Here is a 22,521-nt window from a genome sequence, read left to right on the forward strand (position 1 = left end):
TTCAGCCGGCGTATTGGACGACCGCGTCTTCCAGCAGACCGGCTGCGGTGGCGGCGCTTTCGGCGGGTGTGGCCATCTGGGCGGCGACCTCGAGGGTCCGAGCTACGCAATGCGGAGTGAGGATGGCCCGCAGGTCGGCGAGCAGCGAATCCGGAGTGGTTGCGGAAAAGTGCCGTCCGATGCCGACGCCGAGCTGGCCGACCGCAGCAGCCCACATCGGCTGATCGACCGAAACGGCAAGGGCCAGCGTAGGTTTGCCGGCCCGTATGCCGGCGAACGTGGTGCCGGGGCCCCCGTGGTGAACGACCGCACGGCAAGCGGGAAAGACGGCCGAGTGGTTCACCGCGCCCACAACCATCACGTGGTCGTTTTGCGGGATGTCGGCCAGATCGCTTACGCCGCTGCAGATCAGCGCACGCTCGCCTAGTTGCGCGCAGGCCCAGCTGATCATCTCGAGCAAGCCGGCGGGGAAAGCGACTCGCGCGCTGCTCCCGAAGCCGAAGTAAATCGGCGGCGTGCCCGCGGCAATCCATGACGAGACCTCGTCGTCGACCTCCGTCGGTAATTCCAGCGTCAGCCCGCCAACGAAAGGCCGTCGGACATCCCATTTCGCCCACTCGGCTGCCAGCCCGGGGAAGAAGAGTTCGTCGTAGGCCTGGATCTCCAGCGGTTGTCGCGCCGAGGACCCCGATCCCTCCGGCAGGCCCAACGTTTGGCGCACGGCGTCTTCGGCCTCTTTGGTTACTTGCGTACCCGTGTCACGCCCGAGCGGGTAGATGTGCAGCGCGGCCTGCGGAATGTCGTAGTATTCCGCAATATTGGCGGCCAGCCCCTGCTGGCTCGCGTCGGTCAACAATAGGTCCGCCCCGTGTGCCAGTGACGTGAGCGCCGTGCCCAGCTGCGGCCAGAGTCGTTTGAGATCCTCGGCAATCACCCACGCCATGAAGACCGGGTTCGGAGTCTCCCCGTATTTGCGGGCGATCTCCGCGTTCTGCAGAATCTGGTCCGGGCCGTGGGGGACCGCAGCAAGCCCCGCCGACTCGACGAAGCCAAGGTAGTTTGGCGGGACCGCCATGCGTACGTCGTGACCTCGGCGCTGCAGCTCGCGACCGATGGTGGCGCACGGCTCGACATCGCCCCGAGTTCCCAAGGTAGCCAGTGCAATCCTCACCACTGGACGCCTGTCTGGGAGCCGGATCCGGCGATGCCGGTGAAATATTCGATTGTCCGCTCGACGCCTTCTTCGAAACTGACTCGCGGCCTCCAGCCGAGGGCGGACTCGGCGAGGGCGATGTCCGGCCTGCGCTGCTTCGGGTCGTCCGCCGGCAGTGGCTGAAAGACCGTCACGGAGGGGGAGCCGGTCATTTCCTTGATCAGCTTTGCTGTTTCGAGCACGGTGCGTTCGGCTGGGCTGCCGAGGTTGACGGGTCCGGTGAACGAAGCTTCGCTCGCCACCATTTTCACGAGCCCTTCGATGAGGTCGTCGACGTAACAAAAGGAGCGGGTCTGGCTGCCGTCCCCGAAGACGGTGATCGGTTCACCGCGTAGCGCCTGGACGATGAACGACGAAATGATTCGCCCGTCGGCCGGATCCATCCTCGGACCGTAGGTATTGAAGATGCGGACGACCTTGATGCGGACGCGGTAGCGCCGCGCGTATTCGAGCATCAGCGTCTCCGCAACCCGCTTGCCTTCCTCGTAGCAGGCCCGCATGCCGAAGCAGTTGGCGTTGCCCCAGTAGGTTTCGGCCTGCGGATGGATAGTCGGATCCCCGTAGACCTCGCTGGTGGAGGCCTGCAGGATCGTCGCCCCGCGCTCGCGCGCCAGTTCCAGTAGGTTTCTGGTCCCGGCGTAGTTGGTCTCGAGGGTGAACAGCGGATCGCGCTGGTAGGCGCGCGGCGACGCGGGGCAGGCCAGGTTGAAGATGACGTCCAGTGGACCTGGCATGACCGCGGCTACGGGCCGGGTGATGTCGTGCTCGATGAAACGGAAGCCCGGGTCTGCCTCGAGCTGCATCATGTTTTCGCGCCTACCGGTGCAGAAATTGTCGAGTCCGATGACTTCGATGCCGTCGCGGCGGAGACGATCGCACAGGTGAGACCCCAGGAATCCGGCGGCGCCGGCGACGAGGGCTCTCACTGCTTGCACTCCTTGGTTCCGGCCATCGAACACGTAGCTTCGCATGGCGGAGCTGACTTCCTGCAAGACGCCCGCTGGAACTGTCCCGACTCACACTGGCGTTATTGGTTCGTTCAGCGGAAGTTCACCGTCGATGCGAACACGACGCCCATCAGCGTGCACGTCTGAATGTGCGCTGCCCCGGTTCACCGTCGGTTGTCGCCGCGTTTCCGCACTCGCCGATGTCAAGCGCGTTGGGCAGCGCCGCGGTGCTCTAGGTTCCGGCCGGCTTATTCGTCCGCGCATCCCAAATGGCTTGTGTCTCAACACCGACCGAGGCGTGATGGATCTCCTGGAAGTTCCGTCCGCCTCGACGAAATGTCGCGACGACGGCGACCGGCACGTCTTGCTCCAGCATCGGGACGGACAGCCACTCGCAGGGTCGGATGTGCACCAAGTCCACCGCTGCGGCGCTTGGGTCGGCGTCGTAGCAGTAAGGCCCGCAGATGCGGCCCAACCAGAACCACCCGTGGGTGTCGCGGGTCCACACAAACGAGCCTTCGTCGACGTCAACGAATCGGTCGACCCGATGGACAAGCCGCTCCTGTTCGCCCGGCCGGTTCACGAATTGCCCAAACCCGCACACCCCGAGCCGGCGGGCGCGATCGATCGCGGCCTGTGGGTCGACGGCATCGTTGCGGGATCGCATCGGCGCGCGGTACACGGCAACCATGGGAGACATCGTGCCTCGGCGCCGCAGCCGGGCCGATGTGGGCCTTTTCCCGCGCATCGCCCCCGAGGACGCTTTAACCTCCCGGCATGGACCGTATCTGGCAGTGGACATGGGATTGTTGCGGACCGAGGTATTACTGGTGGGCCCTGTGCGCTGCGGGGTTTCTCGTGTCGCTGCCCGTCTACACGGTGTTCGTGTCGCTTCCGATCGTCGTCTCCGAAAAGTCCGGCCGCTACCTCGGTGCGACCGCCGTCACCGTTGTCGCCGTGGTGGTGCTCGTAGGCATCATGGTTTTCCCGGACCACGGATGGGCGCGCCTGGTGAAACAGTGGGCCAGGGGCGACGGCGCCGACGGAGTGACCGCCCTCGAGGCCACGTACCGGTATGTGCGCAGCTCGACCGTCCGAACGGTGTGGGGTACCGGCATATGGGCCGCCGCCTTGTCGGTCGTCGTCGGCGCGATCGCCGGTGCGACGGGGCCACGATTGCTGCAATACGGGATCCGCGGCGCCGTCATCGGAATAGCGGTGCAGCTGATCGCTTTTCACAGCATCGCGGAGGCGATGCAGCGGCCCGTCAGGATCGCCCTCGCCGGTGACACGGGGATCGGCGATTCGTTGCCGCGCTCGCGCCCCACGTTTGCCACGCGATCGAACGTGTCCATGCTCGCGGCCGCCTTCGCGTACACCGTCGGTGGCGCCATGCTTGCGACGGTGCTGCACCCGGTCAGCGATGCCCCGATCCTGTCCGTCCTGGTCGGCTGCGCCTTGACGCTCGTCTTCGCGGTGCCGATCACCGTCGGCATCGGGTTCTCGCTCTCGCTGCAACCCGTCCGCGACCTCGCCAAAGGCGCCGAACGCGTCGCCGCAGGCGACTATGGCCGACGCTTGCCGGTCGTTCAGGACGACGACCTGGGTGCACTGGCCGCGTCGTTCAACCGCATGCAGGCGGGTTTGGCTGAGCGCCAACGACTTCAGGGCGCGTTCGGCACCTACGTCGATCCCGCTTTGGCCGCGCGGTTGCTTCAGCAGGGCGACGACGTGTTCACCGGTGAGCGCCGCGAGGTGACCGTGATGTTCGTCGACATTCGCGACTTCACCCCGTTCGCGGAGGCGAACTCCGCCGAGGACACGGTCGCCCGGCTCAACGCGCTGTTCGAAATCGTGGTGCCCGCCGTCGTCGAGGCCGGTGGTCACGTCAACAAATTCCTCGGCGACGGGGCCTTGGCCGTATTCGGGGCGCCCAACGACCTCGCACACCATGCTGACGCGGCGGTGGGAGCGGCCGCACTTATCCATCGTCTGGTGACGCAGCGATTCGGCGGTGAACTTCGCATCGGAATCGGCGTCAACACCGGCAAGGTGATCGCCGGCAGCATAGGAGGCGCAGGCAAGCTCGAGTTCACCTTGATCGGTGACGCGGTCAACGTCGCCGCGCGCGTCGAGCAACTCACCAAGACGACGGGTGACGCCATCCTTATCACCGGTTCGTGCGTTGACGCACTGGCCTCTCGACCGCCCGGACTCCTCGATCGGGGACCGCACGCTTTGAAGGGGAAATCGGCGGAGGTACGGGTCTTCGCTCTCGGCTAGGGGCGCGACCTGAGCTGCGCGGCCTGCGGCCTTTAGCCTTTCGGGGCCAGGACGACGACGGGGATGGGTCGCGACGTCCGCTTCTGGTATTCGTTGTACCGGTTCTGATTGTTCTTGTTGACGATCTGCCATAGCCGCGGATAGTCGGGATCGTCGGGCAGCACCGGTCGTGCGGTGACGGCGAAACGCCTTGGGCCGACGTTGATCTCGACGTCGGGATGCGCCTTCAGGTTGTGGTACCAGCCGGGGGCCTGGGGCGCGCCGCCCTTGGAGGCGACCACCAAATAGTTGTCACCGTCGCGGGCGTAGGTCAGCGACGTCGTGCGTTGCCTACCGGTCTTCGCCCCGACGGTATGCAGCAGCAGGCTCGGTATCCACAGTGTGCGGTGACCGATCCAGCCGTTCGTCTTCTGATACACCGTGTCGTGCACCCGCAGCACCTGCGGGAGCAGCTTTTCTGCCAGACTCATAGCGACCAGTCTGCGCCTTTTTACGGCTAGTGGTGATGGGGAGGCTGTTCGTCGCGGAGCCGGCGCTCGTCCAGCGCCTCGCGCGCCTGGTCCTCGTCGGCGTACCGTTCCACGTCCTCGGGCGTGACCTGCCCCCGTGGCGGTGTAGGCGCGGCCGGCGGTCGACGTGCGGATTCGCGAGACATCAAGCGATTGTCTCATTGTCGACGAGCGTTAGGTCTCGGCTCTGGCGATGTTCTCGACGATGATCTGACAGGCCGTGTCGTAGAAGGCGCTGATCAGCGTGGAGAAGGACAGCTCGAAGGGGTAGATCATGTGCACGGCCAGGGGTTCGACCGCCCATTCGGGAAGGACCGGCACGATGGTGCCCTGTCTCAATTCTTCCGCGCAGATGATCTGTGTCGGCATCGCGCCGATGCCGAGGCCCTGCAGAATGTACTCCTTGCACACCTGAAAGTTGTTGGCTCGGGCCCGCACCCGGGGAGACAGCTCGAATCGTCGGTCGAACTTTGTCAGCGCCAGCTTCTGGGGCCCGCAGAAGCCGAAGTCGATGAACGGCAGCGCGTTCAACTGCAACGGATCGGTGACCGGCTCCGGCAGCGTCTGCACGAATCCCGTCGAGGCGCAGAGGAACAGATTCAGGTCAAACACTTTTCGTGCGATCAGCGTCGAATCCTGCAGCGGTCCCGGACCGAACACGACGTCGAAACCGTCTTTGATCGGGTCGACCATCGCGTCGACCAACCGAATATCCAACCGGGAGTGGGGGTACCGCTGCAGGAAGGTGGCGCCGACCCGGGACGCGTAGTCGATGCCGAGGCTCACCGGTATCGCGACCCGCAGCTCCCCGTGCGGTTCCTGCTTGCTGGCCTCCACCAGTGCCCGCACGCCATTGGCCTCGGCCAAGATGTTCATCGCGTGGTCGTGGATCCGCTCGCCGAGGTCGGTGACCGTGAGTTGATGAGTGTTCTTGCGCAGCAGCTTGATGCCCAGGTCGGATTCCAGCTTGGTCAGCTTGCGGCTCACCGTGGATTTGGGCATTCCGAGCGATGTCGCCGCCTTCGAGATGCTGCGGCAGTCCACCACCTTGCCGAATACCAGCAGGGCATCGAGGTCAAAGGGCAGATTCTGTTCCATCGGTGTTCCAAGTATGCAACAGGGTGTTGCGTCCGTACACCTTATTGGGGCCTCGCGCGACTGCTACCGTCGGCCGCACCACGTAGGAGGAACGGGGATGAACCAGCCCATCGCCGTCGCCAAGCCCCCGACCGGGCACTGGACCGACGCATATCCCGAACTCGGCCGCGGCCCGGTGTCGCTTGAAGACTGCGTGTCCGAAGAGTTCTACGAGAAGGAACGCGAACACGTCTTCAAGAAGACCTGGCTCTACGTCGGACGGGTCGAACGCGTCCCGCGCACGGGCAGCTACTTCACCCGCGAGTTCAAATTCCTGAACACATCGATCATCATCGTGCGCGGCAAGGACCGGGTGATCCGCGCCTTCCACAACATCTGCCCGCACCGCGGCAACAAGATGTTGTGGGAAGACGATCCCTTCCAAGAGGTCTCCGGCCGCGCCCCGCTGCTGTACTGCCGCTTCCATGGCTGGCGCTACAAGCTGGACGGCTCGCTGCACTCGGCCACTCGCAAGGACCTGCTGCTGGACTTCGACGCCGACAGCTGCCGGGTGCCGGCGGTGCAGTGCGAGGTCTGGGAAGGCTTCATCTTCATCAACCTCAACCCGGACAACACCGAGCCGCTGCGTTCCTTCCTCGGCGAACTGGCCCACGGCATCGAGGGCTATCCATTTGACGGCCCGCACCAGGTCTACAAGTTTTCGGCCGAATTGCAGTGCAATTGGAAGATTTTCGTCGACAGCTTCGCCGAGAGTTACCACGGACCGTACCTGCACGCGTCGTCGTTCGGCGCTCTCACCGCGGAGGCCAGGGACGCCTTCGACCAGCCGAACCCGTTCACCGATGCCCTGGCCTACCAACTGAGCGGCCCGCATCGGATGTTCTCTTTCGCCGGTGAGCCATCGCGAAAGACGCCATATTCCAAGCCGATTGAATGCGTCATGGAAGCCAGCGCGGCGGGGCCCTGGAACAAAAAGCTCGACCGGGGACCGATGCCTCCAGGGATCAATCCCACACGGTCCGAGAAGTACGGGTTCGACTCGTTCCAGTTCTTCCCCAACTTCGTCCTCATTTTCGGCGCATCAGGGTTCACCACCCACGCCCACTGGCCCACCGGACCGCACTCGCACGTATTCGAAGTCGAGATGTTCTATCAGCCGCCCAAGACGCACAGGGAACGGCTCGGTCAGGAGCTCACCGTCACCTTCCTCAACGACATCATCCTCGAAGACGCCAGCCCGTCGGAGGGCCTGCAGGCGATGCTCAACAGCGGTGTGCTGACCCACTTCACGATGAATGACGAGGAGATCCTGCTGCGCCACCTGCACAAGGTGGTCGGCGACTATGTCGCGGCCGGCGAATCGGGTCAGCAATGAACACCGCACTGCCGCCTCAGTTTTCGCAACTCGAGCACCTGGTGCCCGAGTGGGCGATCGAGGACGGCCACGAGCGCTACGTCAAACGCGTCAACAGCTCGATGGAGCAAATCCGGGCCTTCTACGACGAGGTGTTTCCGCACGCCGAGGAGGCCGTCGCCTACATCGACAAGTTCGACTACTCCGAGCCGCTGCCCGACGACGTCGCCAACCTGCGCAACCTGCTCTACTCGCTGATCACCGTCTCGCTGGCGGTCGAGCTGTGGAAGCAGCCGCGGGTCAAGCATTCGGCCAACACCATCCTCACGAGAGTCAGCTGAAGATCATGGACCTCACCTCCGCACAGCTGGAGATTGTCGACCTCACCCCGAGAATCGGCAGCGAGATCAGAACCGATCTCGACACGCTGCTGAGCGGGCGCGAGGCTTCGACCATTCGCGAGGTCCTCGAACGGCGCGGTGTGGTGTACTTCCGCGGATTGGACATCGGCGACGAGCAGCAAGTCGCCATCGCCAAGACCCTCGGCACGGTGGTCGCCAACGAAGGCCAGGGTGGCATCAACAAGATCTCCCTCGACGAAAAGGTCAACCAGCGCGCCAAATATCTCAAAGGCTCGATGTTCTGGCACTTCGACGGTTCCTTGCAGCCGCTACCGAATCTGGCCACGCTGCTGCGTGCGGTGCAGCTCTCCGACACCGGTGGGCAGACCGAATTCTGCAACACTTACGCGGCCTACGAAGACCTTCCGGACGCCGACAAGGAGGCGATAGCGAAGCTGCGGGTGGTGCACAGCGCGGAGCGGTCACAGTATTACGTCACCCCGGAGATGAGCTACGACGAGGTGGCGTTCTGGCAGAAGTCGCCCACCAAGGCCTGCCCCATCGTGTGGACCCACCAATCCGGGCGCAAGTCGCTGCTGTTGGGCGCGACGTCCGACTACGTCATCGGTTTGCCGGTAGAGGAAAGCCGCGCTCTGCTTGCCCGGCTTCGTGATTGGGCCACCCAGCCCCAATACGTCTACCAGCATCAGTGGCAGCCGGGCGACCTGCTCATCTGGGACAACACCGGAACCATGCACCGGGTCTTGCCGTATCCGGCGGACAGCGGGCGACTGATGCACCGAACCATCCTCGCGGGCGAAGAGCCCCTGCAGTGAAAGTCGGCATCGCCACCCCGGTCGTCACCAATGTCGCTGGGGCACCGCTGGAGTGGGAAAAAGACGCGGGCATCGAGGACATCAGCCGGGCCGCCGAGGTCGCCGATCGCCTCGGCTACCACCACATGACCTGCAGCGAGCACATCGGTATCCCATCGACCGAATCCGGGCGGCGCGGAGCGCGTTACTGGGATCCACTGGCCACATTCGGCTACGTGTCGGGGCGCACCACGCGGATTCGCTTGGCCACCATGACCTTGGTGCTCGGATACCATCATCCGCTGGCGATCGTAAAGCGTTACGGCACACTAGATCACGTGAGCGGCGGGCGGGTGATCCTCGGAGTCGGCGTCGGCTCGCTCAAGGAGGAGTTCGACCTGCTCGGTGCGCCTTTCGACGATCGCGGCGCCCGCGGCGACGACGCCCTGAAGGCGCTGCGGGCGGCTCTGACGAGCAACGAGCCGGCGTATCACGGCGAGTTCTACTCGTTCGACGGGCTGACGGTGGATCCCTGTGCGGTACAGGCGCACATGCCGATCTGGGTCGGCGGGCGCACGCGCCGTTCGCTACGGCGCGCGGTCACCCTCGCGGACGGCTGGTGCCCGTACTACGTGTCGATCCGCACCGCGGCGGACTGGCTTCGGCGGTTTGACCTGCCACCGGATTTCGAGGTGGTGATGCCAGCTGAGCAGCCCCTCGACCCGGCCGGGAAGCCCGAAGCGACCCAGGAAACGCTGCGGGAATTGGCCGACGGCGGCACCACGACCCTGTCGGCCCGCTTCGTCCACCATTCGTTGCGGCACTACCTCGAGCAACTCCACGCTCTGATCGAATTGCACCGCGAAGTCTTCGGCGCCGACGCGCGGACGCAGTAGACAGGACTGGCGATGACCATCCGCGACCCCTAGCGGCTGCCGGCTAAATCAACGTGGAGCATCCGGCCCGAAGGCCGCGATCGACGATCCACGCCTCAGGCGTTCTGGATGATCCACGTGGTGGTGAAGCGCAGCATCTCGGGGATGCCCTTGGCCAGGTCAGACCCGATGGACTTCTCCAGCTTGCCGCCCACCAAAGGGAGCTTGACCTCGACCCGCAAGGCTGACCGCAATTGCGAGCCCCCGTCGTCCGTCGGCGCCAGCCAGACTTCCGCGCGGCCCGACCCCAAACCGCCGGACGCCGAGACGTTGACGTGTCCGCGCACCTGCCCGTCACCGTCCGGTCGCCACGTCTCCGCCTGCACGATCTTCACGTCACCGGTGACGAACTTGGCGATCAGTCCAGGGAGGAGCTGGCGGCCCAGGTGCTGGGTCGTGCGGACCGTCACCGTGCCGTCGTCGTCGACCAGCAGAGAATCCAATGTGACGAGTACGCCGTCAGCGGCCGCGATGCGGGCCAGCCAATAGTCCTCGCGGCCGAAGGCGGAATGGATCTGCTTTACAGTGGCGGACGACTCGGTCGAGACGTCGAATGATCGCGACATATGCATCCATTCTTACCGCAAGCCTGGCTCAGGGCCGCTCGAAGTGCTGGTAGTCGATGGGCTCCGTCCAGTGGCCGCCCCACCGCCACCCGCCGTCCGTGAAGACGCGGACAGCCGGGTCGCCGTCGTGTAAGAGCCCCCGGTCACTGCGGCCGCGATCCAGATAGCCCGCTGCGTTGTGCGGCTGAAAAGTGCCGTCGGCGTAGACGCAGGGGTTCAGGCGTGGGTTCAGGTCGATGGCCCGACCGTAGGCGTGTGGTGACCAGTGTTCGCTTCCCGGGATGCCGCGGCAGTTGAACGCCGACGTGTTGTCGTCCTCCATGGATTGCTCGTCGTCGGCGGCCGGATAGCGGTCCGCGGTGCGGATCTTCTCGATGGGGAAGCCCAGTCGGTGCAACCGCTCGAAGATCGCGATGACGTCGGGCACCAGGTCCTCGTGCACGATCAGTTCACCGCGGTGGGTCTGGCCGTCGAAGCCAATGTGGTCGACGCCGACGCGCCGCAACTGCGCCGGGCTCACCGGGCAGCCAGGGCGCCAGCTCGCTCCGAGCTCCCCGGCGGTGACCGGGCGAACGTCGGGATGGCCAGGCGCCGGCGGCGGCCTCGACGCCGTGGATGCGGGAGGTGACGGCCCGGCCACCGGGGGTGGCGGCGCGGCGGTGCACTGCGTCGCGGTGACCCCGACCGCCAACGCGCCGGCCAGCACGGCACCCCACCGCCTGCCGGCAATCAACGGGGATGGGTCCTCACCGCTTGCTCCATCGCGAACAAGACCGTCGCAACCGGGCGTCGCGAGACGGGTCCGGCGCCAACGCTACTGCAGACAGCCAAGCCCCCGCCTTACCCTTGCGATATGCCGGTAGTCAGTGGCAGGGGGAAGTTCTGGCCACCCTCGCTGCGCAAGACGGTCGTCGTCGCGATTGTGTTGCTCGCCCTCATCGCGGCTTCGCCGTGGGCGTTCACGGCACACACACCGGTCCCCGAGCGCCCACCGCAGCCCGCGCAGACACCGGCGCCCGCGGCGGCGCCGACTGCGGCTCCCGCCCCCGAATTCGACACCATCTCCAAGCTGATGAATGACGCGATCGCGGCAGGCGGGCTCCCGGGCGGCGTGGTGATGGTTGGGCACGACAGCAAGGTCGCCTTCCACCAGGCCTACGGGTCGCGCAAGCTCGCGGGCGAGCCGGGGCTGGACGGGTCGCCCGCACCGGCCGAGCCGATGACCGAGGACACCATCTTCGACATGGCGTCACTGACGAAGTGTCTCGCCACGGCGGTCGCCATCATGCAGCTCTACGAACAGGGCAAGGTTGCGTTCGACGATCCGGTGCAGAAGTATCTGCCCGACTTCAACGCGGCGAACGACCCGCAGCGGGCGAAGGTCACGGTCCGCATGCTGCTGACCAACACCTCCGGCGAGGGGATCGACGTCAACCTCGCAGACCCTTGGGGACTGGGCGGACCCGACAAAGCCGAAGGCATTCATCGCGCGCTCACCACGCCACTGCAGTCGGGCCCGGGGGAGCTTTTCCGCTATTCCGACATCAACTACATCCTGCTGGGCGCGCTGCTGGAAAAGACGACCGGCGAGGCCGAGGACACCTACGTCGAGCGCAATGTGTTTGCGCCGCTTGGGCTGCAAGACACTCGGTATCTTCCGGTGGACAAAGCGTGCGGACCACATGTAGTGCGCGGGGCCGCCGTAGCGTGGGGCCCCGCCGCAGCGGGGTCGGCGCCCGTGACATGTCCTGCGGGGACCTGGAACACGAACGTTTTGCCGCGCATCGCCCCGACAGCGCGCGACGAGGAAAGCCGAGACGACCCGGGCAAGAATCCGGATTTCTTTGCGCTGCTTCGGGGCACGGTGCATGACCCGACGGCGCGCCGCATGGGAGGAGTGGCCGGCAACGCCGGCCTGTTCTCGACGGCCCACGACGTCGGCGTCTTTGCCCAGGCGCTGCTTGATCGGCTGGCGGATCGCCCGAGTGAATTCCCCTTGCGGCCAACGACTCTCGCGCTGATGACGACACCGCAGCAGCCCGGCCATAGCCCGGAACAAGTAGAAGCGGCCAACCGTGCCGCCCAGCAAGCCCGCACTCCGAAATATCCGGCGATCGAGGGGCAGAGCCTGTTCGGTTTTGGCTGGGACATCGACACGGCCTTCTCCAGGCCGCGCGGGACGGTCTTTCCCGTCGGCAGCTTCGGCAACACCGGATTTACCGGAACCACGCTGTGGATGGACCCAGGGTCGAATACCTACGTCATTCTGCTCTCGAACTCGATTCACCTACGGGGCAGCCCGCCGATCTCGCACCTCCGGGGCGCGGTGGCCACAGCCGCGGCGCAGGCCCTGCACCTCTACGGCGCCGCACCAATGGAAACGACGCCCGCGCCGCGGAAAAAACCGTAGCTCTTTGTCATTTCACGCAGGGAATGCCGTCGGCGGTCATGCGGGAGAGGTTGGTAACGGCGGGTTGCTGCGTACCGGCGCCGGTAGCGGGCACGGTGGTGACCGGTGCCGCTGCCGTCGTCGTCGATTCCGACGTGGAACGATGGGTCTGGTCGAACCGGGAGAAATCGGTCCCGACGGTCAGCCGCACCGTGTTGAGGGCGACGCTGTCGGATGCGGTCGCCGTTATGTCGTACTGGTCGGCGAGCTCGGTGGCCGCCACCTTCGCGCCGACCCCATAGGTGATGGTGCTGGTCTCGGTGGTGGAGTCGGCCGTGCTCACCTTGCCCTGGCTGAATTTCCCAGTCGCCAAGAGCATTTGGACAGTTGCGGCCTCACCCTGGCGTCCCGAGGCATTGACGACGTCGAGGACGACGCTGCCCGCGGTGCTCTGCGCGTCGCCGTCCGGTTGCGCCGCCGTGGTGGGGCTGGTGGTCGAGGGTGCGGTAGACGAATCGGCGCCCACCAGGTTGTGTGCGATGGATCGGACGGTGGATGTGTCGATGAAGTTCACATAGGCGCCATCTGAGAGTTGACCGAAGCCGGTGACCGGCAGCGTGTACAGCTCCACCGGCCTATCGGGGTATGTCAACGCATTTCGCACCAAATCGTCGAAGTCGAAGCCGGCGTCCACGGCGACGTTCTGCTTGGCGACGTCCAACAGGGCGCGCAGCCGGCTGGGGTCCGACAGCGCCCCGCCGCGGCGCAGCGCGCTGAGAACCGAGACGATGAAGGCCTGCTGGCGCCGGCTTCGATCGAGGTCGGTGAACGCCGCATCGTTGGGGTCGCGGCGTTGTCGAACGAAGGCCATTGCCTGGCCTGCGCTGATCTGTTGCATGCCCTTATGAAAGTCCGCGCCGGAATAGTAGCGGTCCGACGTGTCCTCGTTGAGGCACACCGTGATTGGTTCCACCACCCGGGCGATTTGGAAGAATCCGGCCAAGGTGACTTCGATGAAGTGGTCGATCGGGATCTGCAAAAGGCTTTTGACGGTGCTGATCTCGGCTTTGCGGCCCGCCTCCCGTGCGGCCTGTTCCTTCGCGGTGGCGTCTTGACCTTGAGTCGGGGTCGGACTCGATTGCGAGCCGGCGGAGGTGCGGCCGGTCATCACCCGTTGGTAGGCGTAGCTGTAGGCCTCCTTGATCTTGCCGCGGCAGTCCGAGGTGGGGCATCCGGCCAGATCGACATAGTCGTCGCGGGGGATTGAGATCGCCGTGGCCGCAGCGTCGCCGGCGGGCAGGTGCACGACGATGAGCGCGTCGGAATCCCCGTCGGCGGAGTCCTCGTTGCCCGCGTGCAGCGCGTCATAGATGTCGGGTGGAAGCGGCCTGCCATGCTGGTCGCGCCGGCTGTCCAGACCCATGATCAGAATGTTCTGATCACTTCCGGTCGATGCCGGTTCACCGGCCAGCGCCTCGGATTTGGTGATGCCCGCCGACGCGCTGCGATACGCGTGCCAAGCGATGCCGATGACCGCGACCACCACCAGGGAGATCAACGCGGCCAGCATCTTGGCACCGGCCACGATTCTGTGGTTGCGGTGCAGGCGATTCCGGGGCTCGGCCGTCGCTGAATCCGATGCTTCTTCGCCGGGCGGCCCCGCTCGACGCGTCATGACAGGACTGAGAATAGCCAGGTAGCGGCGCTTCAAACCGCGGTTTGCGCGGATTGAGAGGTCGGCATCGGGTGGCGCGGCTACGGTGTTACTGCGGCCCGAACTCAATCTCCAAGAGCCGCAACGGATGCAGCCCGTCGACGTTGCCGACGAACGGCGGGTGGATGCTGTAGCCGAGCATCCGGCGGATGTCATCGGAAACGGTTCGCGCGATATCTCGCGACACCGACAAGGTGAAGGCCTCCATCGGGCGCAGCCAGGGTTGGCAGTACTGCGCGGTGACGGCGAGGCGCTCACCGTCGGTGTTGTTCGCGCCGCCGCCGTGCCACAGCGTGCCCACGAAGAAGACGCACGAGCCGGCGGGCATGACGACCGGTAAAGCCTCATCGCCGGGAGCGGGCCGGCGCTTGCCCCAGCGATGGCTGCCGGGGTAGAGGACCGTGGCGCCGTTGTCGGCGGTGAAGTCGTCGATCGCCCAGATCGTCGCGGCGGCCAACGGTGCGCGGGGGCGCGGAATCGGGTAGAAGCCGTCGTCGTGGTGCGCCAGCTGTGCGGCCTCACCGGGCTGAATGTTGATGGCCTGCAACGCCGAAAGCAGGTAGTTGGGCATCAGCAAGCGGTCGAGCACCGCCAGCACCCGGGGATCATCGACAAGTCGATCGCACACCCGGGTCCTACTCAGCACGCTGTAGATGCGCTGGGTGCGCAGGCCCTCGAACGAGTTGCGTCCGGTGTGCCCGAGCCACGGCCGCACCACCTCGCGGATCTGCGAGCACTGCTCGGCGCTGATCAGGTTCTCCCAGATGACGTAGCCGTCGCGGTCCAGGGCCGCCATGTCCGCCTCGACAATCGCGTTGTCGACCGAACTTCCGCCGGTCGGCGTGCGCTTGTACCGCTGCGCCAGATCGCCCCGCAGATCCTCCAGCGTGGTGACGGATTCGTCGTCGATGCTCATCGGTGCTCGTCCTTAGTCCACTGGCACTTCTGCCCACACTAAGCCGATTTCGCCTCGGTCCACACCCCGAATCGCCGACTCGTCAGCCCCGAAGGCCGGTGATGAAGCGTTGCACGCTACGGGTCAGCGACCGCGGAACGTGGTCGGGATCCATCAGGTCGTTCTCGGCCAGCGGACCCGCCTCGTTGGCCACGGTGCGCTCGGTGAATGGCCGCAACGTCTTGCCCTCTCCGCGAAGCGCCTCGATCGCCTTGAAAACCGACTGGTGTTCGCCGATCGCCTCTGTCAGCTCGCCCACCGAAACACCGAGGTGCTCGGCCACCAATTCGTCCCGGAACGAAGAGATTTCGCGGCGCAGCTCGTCGTGTCGCGGATCATCCGGCCGCGCCTCGATGGCCACGTCGCACTCGCTGTCGAAGCCCATGGACCGGTTGTTGAAATTCGACGAGCCGATACGCAACAGCCGATCGTCGACCACCAACACCTTCGAGTGCACGTAGATCGGTCCGTCGCCGTCGGTCACCGGCCAGTAGATGCCCAACCGGTCATGCTCGTCGGCTTCCCACAGCAGCCGGATGAGGCGGTGCCGTGCGCTGTCCATGGTTCCGCGCTCGAGAGGGTTGTTGCCCCTACGGGCCAGCACGATGACGACGTCGGGACCGTCGTCTTCGGCCAGCCGCGCGGCCAGCGCCTCGACGATGGTCCGGGAAGCCAGGTACTGGTTCTCGACATAGATGGTGTGGCGTGCCGCCGCGATCGCCGCCAGGTTGAGCGCCTCGACCTCCCGCACTTCGGGGCGATCTAGCAGCTCCGGCACGGTGCGGGCGATTCCGACGTCCACGTTGTGCAGGCTCGGCCGCAGCTTGGCGGGCCAGGCGCTGTGCTTGGCCTCGACCTGGCTCAGCGATTGTTTCGTCGCGGTCTCCCAGCGCGCCAGCGCCTGCTCGCCCAGCGCCCGCGCCGCCGCGCCGTCAACCGCCAGCCCGACGTCGTGCCGCGGCCCATAGCCGCGTCCCGCCGTGCGCCGATGGCGATTGTCGTGCTCATGCGCACGGGTGTCCCACCGTTCCAGGGTGAGATCGATGCCGGCGCAGAAGGCCACGGCGTCGTCGATGACGACGATCTTCTGATGGTGCACGGAGCCGATCGGGTGTGCGCCGTCGATGGCGAAGTGCAGTCGCCTGCTGCTGATCTGGTTGAGCAGCGACACCGGGGTGAGGGCGAACCACAGCCCATCGAAGGCCGGCAGCAGACGAAGATTGGACTTCAGTACATAGATGTCCAGGCCGGGGCGTTTCCACACCATCCAATAAAGGAACGCGCCCAACTGATTTGGCCCGGGGAGGGTTTTCTCGCCCCGCTCGAACGTCACCCGCGAGTCGAAATCCCAGCCGATCAGCACGATTCGATGGCGGGCGCGCAACATGGCCGCCTTGACGTGCTTGAAGTAGTCGGCCGCGTCGATGATGGGGGCGAACTGGTCGGCACGCGCCACGCGCCAGCAGGTCTGGCCGGGAATCAGAAGTCGATCGTCGTGCATGCCGGGGCTCTCAACGAGGTTGATAGGGCAGCGCGGACATAGCCACTGTGTACCACATCGGAGGCGGCTGTCAGGATTGCTGCGCAACCGCCGCCCGACCGCTCGACTTGCACCTTCACCGCGGTTATGCGGGGTCGGAGGGCCTCGGCAGGACAATGGCGCCGATCTATATGAGGATGAAGCGATGCGAATGCTGGTAGTGCTTGCGGGCTCCGCCGCCCTGGTCGGCGCGGCCGCGCCCGCCTACGCCGACCCGGTCGGGACTTCGGGACCTGATGCGAGCTTCATCGCCGCGCTCAACCAGGCGGGCATCACCTATCGGGATCCGGCCGCCGCCGTCGGGGTGGGCAAAAGGGCATGTGAGCTGATGGACCAGGGCAGTCCCCAGGTGGACGTCATCAAGAGCGTGTCGTCGAGCAATCCCGGGTTCACGGTCGACGGCGCCGCGCAGTTCACCATGATCGCGGCGAGCGCCTACTGCCCGCAGCACCTGGGTCAACGCGTGAACCAGGCGCCGCCGGCGCAGCCGGCGCCGGTCGTCGACCTTCCGCCGCTCACCCCAGGCGCCGCCTAGCGGTCGGCTCGGCCGCTATCACGTTATGCAGCAACGGGTTTCGCCCTTACGCCGCGGCCTCGAGGGTGAGCAAGATGCGTTTGGCTTCCACGCCCCCGAGATAGCCGCCCAGCGCGCCGTCGCTGCGCACCACGCGGTGGCAGGGGACCACGACCGGTAGCGGGTTGGTGGCACAGGCACTGCCGACGGCGCGAACGGCGTTGGGGTTGCCCGCCAGCCTGGCCACCGCGGCGTAGCTCGCGGTGTGGCCGTAGCCGATCTCGGGCAGATGGCGAAGCACCGTGTTGCGGAATCCGGCCGAGAGCCGCCAGTCCAGCGGCACACTGAATTCTTGGCGCTTGGCGGCGAAATACTCGTCGAGTTGCCTGGCGGCCGTGTCGAGACGGGCCGGCGCGAGCAGGATGCGTGGGCTGATTCTGTCGGCGAGGCTCTGCAGGACGGTGTCGTGGCCCTCGCTGGCGTAGGCGACGCGGACCAGGCCGTGCTCGGTAGCCGCGATGAGCAGGGCGCCGACCGGGCTGTCGACGACACGGTAGGCGATGTCGAGGATGCCTTGGTGTTCGGCGGACGTGGCTAGCCGGGCGTGCAGCGCGTCGAGATCGCCGGCGGTGGCGTCGGTGATCCGCGCCAGCTCGTGGGCCATCACTTGTTCGTTGCTCATCGGTGTTCTCCTGTCCCGGTGGTGGCGATGCCGGGGTACGTGCGCCTGAGGGTGGCGATGCCGTCGGCGGCGGCGCGCCGGGCGGCGTCGGGGCTGCCGCCGAGGATGGCGGCGATCTCGGCGTAGGGCAGGCCGGCCAGATAGTGGTAGGCCACGGCCTGCTTCTGTTTGGCCGGCAGCCTGTCCAGCGCGTCGGCGAGGTCGTCGTCCCTGCCGGGGTCCGCCGGGCCGGCGGTCTCGGGAACCTGATCGGTGGGCACCGCGCGCCGCGCCCGGGCCCGGGTGACGTCGATGGCTTTGCGGTGTGCGATAGTGACCAGCCAGGCCTCGACGTTGGCGTCGGCGGGCAGGTCGGGGTAGCTGCGCAACGCGGATAAGAACGTCTCCGACCAGGCGTCGTCGGCGTCGACCGGCCCCACGATGGCACGGCACACCCGCAACACCGCGGGACCGTGGTCGACCACCACCGCCTCGAAGGGGCGTTTGGCTGTCACGCTGTGTAGACGCTTGGGCCGGGAGTTTTGTGAGATGCCCTTAGTGTGGGCTACACCGACTGGAAGCTGCGCTCCACCTCGGAGCGGCTGCGAACCTGATCGCTGCCGAGGACGTAGGTCGGCAGGGTGTGTGGGACGGCGGTGCCGCCCTTGACCCTGGCCTGGGCCTGCCGAAACTCCGGGGCCGGGCCGGATGCGGCGTTGATCCCGTTGATGATCGACCACACCGCGGTGCGACGGGCGGTGCGCTCGATGATGTTGCAGTCGCGGTGCTGCAGCAGCTGCTTGGCCCACTTCGGCATGGTGTCACGGATGGCCCAGTCGACGGCCGCCTGCGGCATGGGAACGTTGGGGCCGGTACCCATCGCTTTGCCATGTGTGACAGCCAGTTTCGGCAAGTAGGACTCGAGACACTCGAGCGTTTCGGCCTTGGTGGCCGGCAGATCGGTGCCGCCCAGGGCGTGTCCGACCCGGACGAACTCGCCGTAGTATCGGTCGAGTTGCTTGCCGCGCAAGGGCATTGGGTGATAAAGCTCGTGTGCGGTGGCCAGGCCCCAGACCACCGTTGCATAGTTCCACCGCAGCCACTCGGGGTCGTCGGCGTCGTAGCGGGCGCCGTCGGGGCGCGTGCCCTTGATGGTGTGGTGCATCGCGCGCACCGATTTCGCCAGTCGCTCAGCGGTTTCCGTCGACCCGTATGCCGTGCCGATGAAGAAGGCCACCGAGTGGCCGAGGCGCGTCGCTGCGCCTTCCGGATCGATTTGGGGCACATGCGAAACCGGGTTCCCGTTGCTGTCCCGTTTGATCAGCCGCGAGTGATGCATCCCCATCCAATAGATCGACGGGTCCAGAGTCTCCATGAAGGCGGCGCATTGCAGGCCGAAGATCAGGGCGGGCAGGTGCGAATGCACCCGCCACACGGCGCTGTCGGGACCGAACCAGCCCGGATCGCCGACGGGTGCGGCGAACTCCATGCCACGAAAGAAGTACCGCCGCATGTTGTCGTCCAACTTTTTGTTGATCAGCTGCCCGACGATCTGGTGTGGCAGAAACACGGCGCGCTCCTCGGCAGTTCTGGTCACGACTGTAACCAGAATAAGTTTTGGCTACGACTGTGACAAGACCGAAGCCCACTCGACTTACGCTGTAGGAATGTCGAGTCCCACCCGGTGGGCCGGTATACCGCTCAAGGACCGCCGCGCCGAGCGTCGTGCGCTGCTGGTCGAGGCCGCCTATCGCCTGTTCGGCAACGGCGGCGAGGCGGCCGTCTCGGTGCGCTCGGTATGCCGGGAATGCGGGCTGAACACGCGGTACTTCTACGAAAGCTTCGGCGACACCGACGAACTGCTCGGCGCGGTCTACGACCGGGTGAGCGAGCAGCTGACCGAGGTGATCGCGGCCGCCATCGAGGAGGCGGGGGACTCGTTGGGGGCCCGAACCCGCGCCGGCATCGCGGCGGTGCTGGGCTTCTCGTCGGCCGATCCGCGGCGCGGTCGCGTGTTGTTCACCGATGCCCGCACGAATCCCGTGCTGGCCGCGCGCCGTCGCGCGACGCAGGACATGCTGCGCCAGGGCGTGCTGACCGAGGGCTGGCGGCTCAATCCGGATTCCGATCCGGTGGCCGCGGAGGTGGCCGCCGCCCTGTACACGGGTGCCATGGCCGAGCTTGCTCAGCAGTGGCTCGCCGGGCATCTGGGCAGTGATCTCGACGCCGTCGTCGACTACGCTCTCAAACTGGTGCTGCGGTAGCTGGGAGTCTCATGGGCGGAATCGATCATGCGATGGCCCCGGTCCGACGCATTCTCGGGCACAAGGTCAGCGTCGGCGCGCTGATCGAACTGGCGGTGTGGCTGACCATTCCGTATCTGTGTATTGGGTTCGCGTGGACCGTCTTTCATCCCGAGCAGACCCAGCGAATCCAGGCACGGATCGAAGCCGTGTCGCCCACCGGCGCGGACGCCATAGCCTTCGGCGCGGCCACGGTGCTGTGGCCGGCGTCGTTGCAGATCGCCGATTCCTGCCCCGCGCCGTGAGCGACGTGCGGATGCAATGCGTGCACGACGGGACGGTTTGCTCCTAGGCTCTGTGAACATGTCAATCGACCGGTTCGGCCTTCTTGCAGGCACCATCCGCCTCGCCTCTGGCGTTTCATTCCTCGTCGATCCCTTACGGGCGAACAAGCTATGGGGCGACCCGGAAGAGCCGACGCCGACCGCGCAATTGTTGTTGCGCTCGATGGGTTATCGCGACGCATTGATCGGTGTGCTGCTCGCCGCGGCGGCGCTGCGCGGTAAGAACACGCGCGGCTGGTTTCTGGCGTCCGCCGGCGCCGACGTGGCCGACCTGGTCGGCGGGCTGAGCGTGCACGGCGAGCTGAAGCCCTCCCAACAGATCATCGGCCTGGGCGGCGCCGCCGTCGGCGTCGCCACCGGCCTCTGGGGTGCGGTACGCCCGAGCCGCCGTCCGGCCAACCGCGCGGTGACCGAACCGCCAGCGCCCTGAGCTGACATACCCGAGCGAATCATTAATCTTTTGCTGACCTAGAACGGAATGCACTCGGTACGCTCAGTGCGTGCCGGAGACGGCGTATGCAAACTGCGGTGGTCTCAGCCTCGCCTACCAGGTGTTTGGTGACGGGCCGATCGAACTTGTCTTCGCTGGCTCGTTCGCCAGCCATGTCGAGCTGTACTGGGCGATGCCGGAGTTCCAGGCCTTCATGGAGCGGCTGGCCACCTTCTGCCGAGTGATCCTCTTCGACAAGGCGGGCGTCGGGTTGTCGGACCCGGTGCCGCGGGTCCGCACCCTGGACGATCGGGCCGCCGAGATCGAGGCCGTCATGGACGCCGCGGGCTTCCAGCGGGCCGCCCTGCTGGGCGTGAGCGAGGGCGGCCCGGCCGCCATGTTGTTCGCCGCGACGCGACCGGAAAGGACGAGGGCGCTGATCCTCACCGGCACGGCGGCATACCTTCCCAGCCAGGGATGGGACGACCTCGATCTTGATCCGGCCGAACTGCGGGCACGCTGCATAGCCGAGCTCGGCGAGGAGTACACCCCGTCCGAAGAACAGATCAGCGGCTTTCAGAGGTTCGGCCGGGCTGTCTTGTCGGCGTGGGGAAGTGGCGAGGCCCTCAAATGTCTGCTGCCCTCCGTCCGGTCCTCTCGGCAGCTGGGCATGCTGGAGCGGATGTGCGCGAGCCCCGGAATGGCGCGGGCCACACTGGAAGCGGCGTTCCAGATCGATGTGCGGCCGATCTTGCCGACGCTGACCATGCCCACGCTGGTCGTGCACGCCACCCGGGACCCCGGCGTCCCGGTGCAGGCGGGGCGGTACCTCACCGCACACATTCCCAACGCGCGGATGGTCGAACTCGACGGCACCGATCACGCGCCGTGGTTCACCGATCCCGACAAGATCGCCACCGAGATCGAGGAGCTTCTCACCGGCAGCCACGCCACTCCGCCGCCGTCGAACCGCGCCCTGCGCACCGTGCTGTTCACCGACATCGTTTCCTCGACCGAACGCGTGGTGGCGACCGGCGACGAGCGATGGCGCGCGATCCTGCAGCGCTTCGGCGAGATCACCGCAGAGGCCGCGCGACGATACGGCGGCACCGTGGTCAAGAGCACCGGCGACGGCTACCTCATCACTTTCGACGCGCCCACCCAGGGCATCCGCTGCGCCGAGAACCTGCGCGACGGTGTCGAGAGACTGGGCGTCGAGATTCGCATCGGCATCCACACTGGCGAGTGCGAACTCATGGACACCGACATCGGTGGCATCGCCGTGCACATCGCGGCCCGGATCCTCGGTCAAGCCGGTGGTGGGGAAATCCTGGTGTCGCGCACGGTTCGTGACCTGGTGGTCGGCTCCGGGATCGGTTTCCGGGAGCGCGGTCTCGTCGAGTTGCGCGGTGTACCGGGCGAGTGGGAGCTGGTCGCCGTCGACCGCCACGGCACCGGCATAGCGTCGCGGGAAGCGCAGTTGGCCGCGGCACCCACGCCCGGCCCACGGACCTCGATGCGTCGATCGGACCGGGCGGTGGCGGTGCTGGCCCGGCGCACCCCCTGGATCCTGCGCGGAATGGCGCGTCTGGCCCCGATCACCGACGGCGGCCAACTGGCCGCCGGAACGACGTCGCGCTGACAGCCGCACGGCGATGCGGTTGACTAAG

General features: G+C 66.3%; 25 protein-coding genes. 11 read left to right on the forward strand and 14 right to left on the reverse strand.

The window, feature by feature from the left end; all coding sequences use genetic code 11:
• Position 1: 1 nt before the first annotated feature.
• From A5659_RS09835 to A5659_RS09845, 3 genes are all read right to left on the reverse strand, one after another.
• A complete protein-coding gene (locus A5659_RS09835; protein WP_067180799.1) occupies positions 2-1,171 on the reverse strand; it encodes a glycosyltransferase in 1,170 nt (389 codons plus the stop codon).
• Positions 1,168-2,205, reverse strand: a complete 1,038-nt coding sequence (locus A5659_RS09840; RefSeq protein WP_231997798.1) for a UDP-glucuronic acid decarboxylase family protein — start codon at positions 2,203-2,205, stop codon at positions 1,168-1,170. Before A5659_RS09840 ends, A5659_RS09835 begins: the two co-directional genes overlap by 4 nt.
• Positions 2,206-2,392: 187 nt before the next feature.
• Positions 2,393-2,851, reverse strand: coding sequence for a hypothetical protein (locus tag A5659_RS09845; protein WP_066865000.1), 459 nt, complete (start codon positions 2,849-2,851; stop codon positions 2,393-2,395).
• A gap of 86 nt (positions 2,852-2,937) precedes the next feature.
• Between A5659_RS09845 and A5659_RS09850 the strand changes: the two genes are divergently transcribed.
• Entirely contained in the window at positions 2,938-4,443 is a 1,506-nt protein-coding gene (locus A5659_RS09850) for an adenylate/guanylate cyclase domain-containing protein (protein ID WP_067180717.1), read from the forward strand.
• A gap of 32 nt (positions 4,444-4,475) precedes the next feature.
• Here A5659_RS09850 and A5659_RS09855 read toward each other — a convergent pair whose 3' ends face one another.
• The 3 genes from A5659_RS09855 to A5659_RS09860 are packed head-to-tail and all read right to left on the reverse strand — an operon-like array spanning position 4,476 to position 6,050.
• Positions 4,476-4,913 carry a nitroreductase family deazaflavin-dependent oxidoreductase gene (locus tag A5659_RS09855; RefSeq protein WP_067024087.1) on the reverse strand — a complete coding sequence of 146 codons (438 nt, stop codon included), beginning with the start codon at positions 4,911-4,913 and terminating at the stop codon, positions 4,476-4,478.
• Positions 4,914-4,939: 26 nt separating this feature from the next.
• Positions 4,940-5,098: a hypothetical protein gene (locus A5659_RS28120; protein ID WP_197497967.1), complete on the reverse strand. Its 159-nt coding sequence runs from the start codon at positions 5,096-5,098 to the stop codon at positions 4,940-4,942.
• 28 nt (positions 5,099-5,126) lie between these two features.
• The gene (locus tag A5659_RS09860; RefSeq protein WP_067024090.1) at positions 5,127-6,050 is read right to left on the reverse strand and encodes a LysR family transcriptional regulator; all 924 of its coding nucleotides are present in this window, start codon (positions 6,048-6,050) and stop codon (positions 5,127-5,129) included.
• A 97-nt stretch (positions 6,051-6,147) separates the two neighbouring features.
• Between A5659_RS09860 and A5659_RS09865 the strand changes: the two genes are divergently transcribed.
• Genes A5659_RS09865 through A5659_RS09880 form a run of 4 tightly spaced genes read left to right on the forward strand, consistent with a single transcriptional unit; the run spans position 6,148 to position 9,456 of the window.
• Positions 6,148-7,425, forward strand: coding sequence for an SRPBCC family protein (locus A5659_RS09865; RefSeq protein WP_067024093.1), 1,278 nt, complete (start codon positions 6,148-6,150; stop codon positions 7,423-7,425).
• Positions 7,422-7,745, forward strand: coding sequence for a hypothetical protein (locus A5659_RS09870; RefSeq protein WP_067138457.1), 324 nt, complete (start codon positions 7,422-7,424; stop codon positions 7,743-7,745). Before A5659_RS09865 ends, A5659_RS09870 begins: the two co-directional genes overlap by 4 nt.
• Positions 7,746-7,750: 5 nt before the next feature.
• The gene (locus A5659_RS09875; RefSeq protein ID WP_067138455.1) at positions 7,751-8,581 is read left to right on the forward strand and encodes a TauD/TfdA family dioxygenase; all 831 of its coding nucleotides are present in this window, start codon (positions 7,751-7,753) and stop codon (positions 8,579-8,581) included.
• Entirely contained in the window at positions 8,578-9,456 is an 879-nt protein-coding gene (locus tag A5659_RS09880; protein ID WP_067138453.1) for a TIGR03619 family F420-dependent LLM class oxidoreductase, read from the forward strand. The genes A5659_RS09875 and A5659_RS09880 overlap by 4 nt, the downstream gene beginning before the upstream one ends.
• A 95-nt stretch (positions 9,457-9,551) precedes the next feature.
• On the opposite strand, the gene A5659_RS09885 is transcribed toward A5659_RS09880, so the two are convergent.
• Positions 9,552-10,061 (reverse strand): DUF2505 domain-containing protein, encoded by a 510-nt coding sequence (locus tag A5659_RS09885; RefSeq protein ID WP_067180802.1) that lies wholly within the window; start codon positions 10,059-10,061, stop codon positions 9,552-9,554.
• Between the two features lie 28 nt (positions 10,062-10,089).
• Positions 10,090-10,794 (reverse strand): M15 family metallopeptidase, encoded by a 705-nt coding sequence (locus A5659_RS09890; RefSeq protein ID WP_067180720.1) that lies wholly within the window; start codon positions 10,792-10,794, stop codon positions 10,090-10,092.
• Between the two features lie 120 nt (positions 10,795-10,914).
• Between A5659_RS09890 and A5659_RS09895 the strand changes: the two genes are divergently transcribed.
• A complete protein-coding gene (locus A5659_RS09895; RefSeq protein ID WP_067180723.1) occupies positions 10,915-12,471 on the forward strand; it encodes a serine hydrolase in 1,557 nt (518 codons plus the stop codon).
• A gap of 7 nt (positions 12,472-12,478) precedes the next feature.
• Here A5659_RS09895 and A5659_RS09900 read toward each other — a convergent pair whose 3' ends face one another.
• The 3 genes from A5659_RS09900 to A5659_RS09910 form a co-directional block, all read right to left on the reverse strand.
• Positions 12,479-14,020 carry an LCP family protein gene (locus tag A5659_RS09900; protein WP_067180804.1) on the reverse strand — a complete coding sequence of 514 codons (1,542 nt, stop codon included), beginning with the start codon at positions 14,018-14,020 and terminating at the stop codon, positions 12,479-12,481.
• Positions 14,021-14,213: 193 nt separating this feature from the next.
• Complete coding sequence (locus tag A5659_RS09905; protein WP_066864964.1) at positions 14,214-15,080, reverse strand: phytanoyl-CoA dioxygenase family protein; 867 nt, start codon at positions 15,078-15,080, stop codon at positions 14,214-14,216.
• A gap of 82 nt (positions 15,081-15,162) precedes the next feature.
• Positions 15,163-16,620: a phospholipase D-like domain-containing protein gene (locus A5659_RS09910; protein WP_066879155.1), complete on the reverse strand. Its 1,458-nt coding sequence runs from the start codon at positions 16,618-16,620 to the stop codon at positions 15,163-15,165.
• Between the two features lie 184 nt (positions 16,621-16,804).
• Here A5659_RS09910 and A5659_RS09915 point away from each other — a divergent pair, with 184 nt between their 5' ends.
• On the forward strand, positions 16,805-17,194 hold the full coding sequence (locus A5659_RS09915; protein ID WP_066864956.1) for a DUF732 domain-containing protein: 390 nt from the start codon (positions 16,805-16,807) through the stop codon (positions 17,192-17,194).
• A gap of 46 nt (positions 17,195-17,240) precedes the next feature.
• Here the strand turns inward: A5659_RS09915 and A5659_RS09920 are convergent, their stop codons facing one another.
• Genes A5659_RS09920 through A5659_RS09930 form a run of 3 tightly spaced genes read right to left on the reverse strand, consistent with a single transcriptional unit; the run spans position 17,241 to position 19,404 of the window.
• Positions 17,241-17,837: a methylated-DNA--[protein]-cysteine S-methyltransferase gene (locus tag A5659_RS09920; protein WP_067180808.1), complete on the reverse strand. Its 597-nt coding sequence runs from the start codon at positions 17,835-17,837 to the stop codon at positions 17,241-17,243.
• Positions 17,838-17,851: 14 nt separating this feature from the next.
• Positions 17,852-18,349, reverse strand: a complete 498-nt coding sequence (locus A5659_RS09925) for an RNA polymerase sigma factor (RefSeq protein ID WP_066879151.1) — start codon at positions 18,347-18,349, stop codon at positions 17,852-17,854.
• 50 nt (positions 18,350-18,399) lie between these two features.
• Positions 18,400-19,404, reverse strand: a complete 1,005-nt coding sequence (locus tag A5659_RS09930) for an oxygenase MpaB family protein (protein WP_067138473.1) — start codon at positions 19,402-19,404, stop codon at positions 18,400-18,402.
• Between the two features lie 97 nt (positions 19,405-19,501).
• On the opposite strand from A5659_RS09930, the gene A5659_RS09935 reads away from it, so the two are divergent.
• The 4 genes from A5659_RS09935 (at position 19,502) to A5659_RS09950 (ending at position 22,493) form a co-directional block, all read left to right on the forward strand.
• Entirely contained in the window at positions 19,502-20,098 is a 597-nt protein-coding gene (locus A5659_RS09935) for a TetR/AcrR family transcriptional regulator (RefSeq protein WP_066864946.1), read from the forward strand.
• A gap of 11 nt (positions 20,099-20,109) precedes the next feature.
• Positions 20,110-20,382, forward strand: a complete 273-nt coding sequence (locus tag A5659_RS09940) for a hypothetical protein (RefSeq protein ID WP_066864943.1) — start codon at positions 20,110-20,112, stop codon at positions 20,380-20,382.
• Positions 20,383-20,440: 58 nt separating this feature from the next.
• On the forward strand, positions 20,441-20,851 hold the full coding sequence (locus tag A5659_RS09945) for a DUF4267 domain-containing protein (protein ID WP_066865234.1): 411 nt from the start codon (positions 20,441-20,443) through the stop codon (positions 20,849-20,851).
• 70 nt (positions 20,852-20,921) lie between these two features.
• The gene (locus A5659_RS09950) at positions 20,922-22,493 is read left to right on the forward strand and encodes an adenylate/guanylate cyclase domain-containing protein (RefSeq protein ID WP_067180726.1); all 1,572 of its coding nucleotides are present in this window, start codon (positions 20,922-20,924) and stop codon (positions 22,491-22,493) included.
• The last annotated feature ends 28 nt before the right edge of the window (positions 22,494-22,521 follow it).

The organism is Mycobacterium sp. 1165196.3 (assembly GCF_001673415.1).
GTDB classification, from domain to species: domain Bacteria; phylum Actinomycetota; class Actinomycetes; order Mycobacteriales; family Mycobacteriaceae; genus Mycobacterium; species Mycobacterium europaeum_A.

Coding starts and splice junctions, on each gene's coding strand:
- A5659_RS09945 (WP_066865234.1), top strand. CDS start 20,441: ATGTCAATCGACCGGTTCGGCCTTCTTGCAGGCACCATCCGCCTCGCC.
- A5659_RS09875 (WP_067138455.1), top strand. CDS start 7,751: ATGGACCTCACCTCCGCACAGCTGGAGATTGTCGACCTCACCCCGAGA.
- A5659_RS09865 (WP_067024093.1), top strand. CDS start 6,148: ATGAACCAGCCCATCGCCGTCGCCAAGCCCCCGACCGGGCACTGGACC.
- A5659_RS09935 (WP_066864946.1), top strand. CDS start 19,502: ATGTCGAGTCCCACCCGGTGGGCCGGTATACCGCTCAAGGACCGCCGC.
- A5659_RS09845 (WP_066865000.1), bottom strand. CDS start 2,851: ATGGTTGCCGTGTACCGCGCGCCGATGCGATCCCGCAACGATGCCGTC.
- A5659_RS09855 (WP_067024087.1), bottom strand. CDS start 4,913: ATGAGTCTGGCAGAAAAGCTGCTCCCGCAGGTGCTGCGGGTGCACGAC.
- A5659_RS09895 (WP_067180723.1), top strand. CDS start 10,915: ATGCCGGTAGTCAGTGGCAGGGGGAAGTTCTGGCCACCCTCGCTGCGC.
- A5659_RS09940 (WP_066864943.1), top strand. CDS start 20,110: ATGGGCGGAATCGATCATGCGATGGCCCCGGTCCGACGCATTCTCGGG.
- A5659_RS09900 (WP_067180804.1), bottom strand. CDS start 14,020: ATGCTGGCCGCGTTGATCTCCCTGGTGGTGGTCGCGGTCATCGGCATC.
- A5659_RS09910 (WP_066879155.1), bottom strand. CDS start 16,620: ATGCACGACGATCGACTTCTGATTCCCGGCCAGACCTGCTGGCGCGTG.
- A5659_RS09920 (WP_067180808.1), bottom strand. CDS start 17,837: ATGGCCCACGAGCTGGCGCGGATCACCGACGCCACCGCCGGCGATCTC.
- A5659_RS09850 (WP_067180717.1), top strand. CDS start 2,938: ATGGACCGTATCTGGCAGTGGACATGGGATTGTTGCGGACCGAGGTAT.
- A5659_RS09860 (WP_067024090.1), bottom strand. CDS start 6,050: ATGGAACAGAATCTGCCCTTTGACCTCGATGCCCTGCTGGTATTCGGC.
- A5659_RS09870 (WP_067138457.1), top strand. CDS start 7,422: ATGAACACCGCACTGCCGCCTCAGTTTTCGCAACTCGAGCACCTGGTG.
- A5659_RS09885 (WP_067180802.1), bottom strand. CDS start 10,061: ATGTCGCGATCATTCGACGTCTCGACCGAGTCGTCCGCCACTGTAAAG.
- A5659_RS28120 (WP_197497967.1), bottom strand. CDS start 5,098: ATGTCTCGCGAATCCGCACGTCGACCGCCGGCCGCGCCTACACCGCCA.
- A5659_RS09915 (WP_066864956.1), top strand. CDS start 16,805: ATGCGAATGCTGGTAGTGCTTGCGGGCTCCGCCGCCCTGGTCGGCGCG.
- A5659_RS09905 (WP_066864964.1), bottom strand. CDS start 15,080: ATGAGCATCGACGACGAATCCGTCACCACGCTGGAGGATCTGCGGGGC.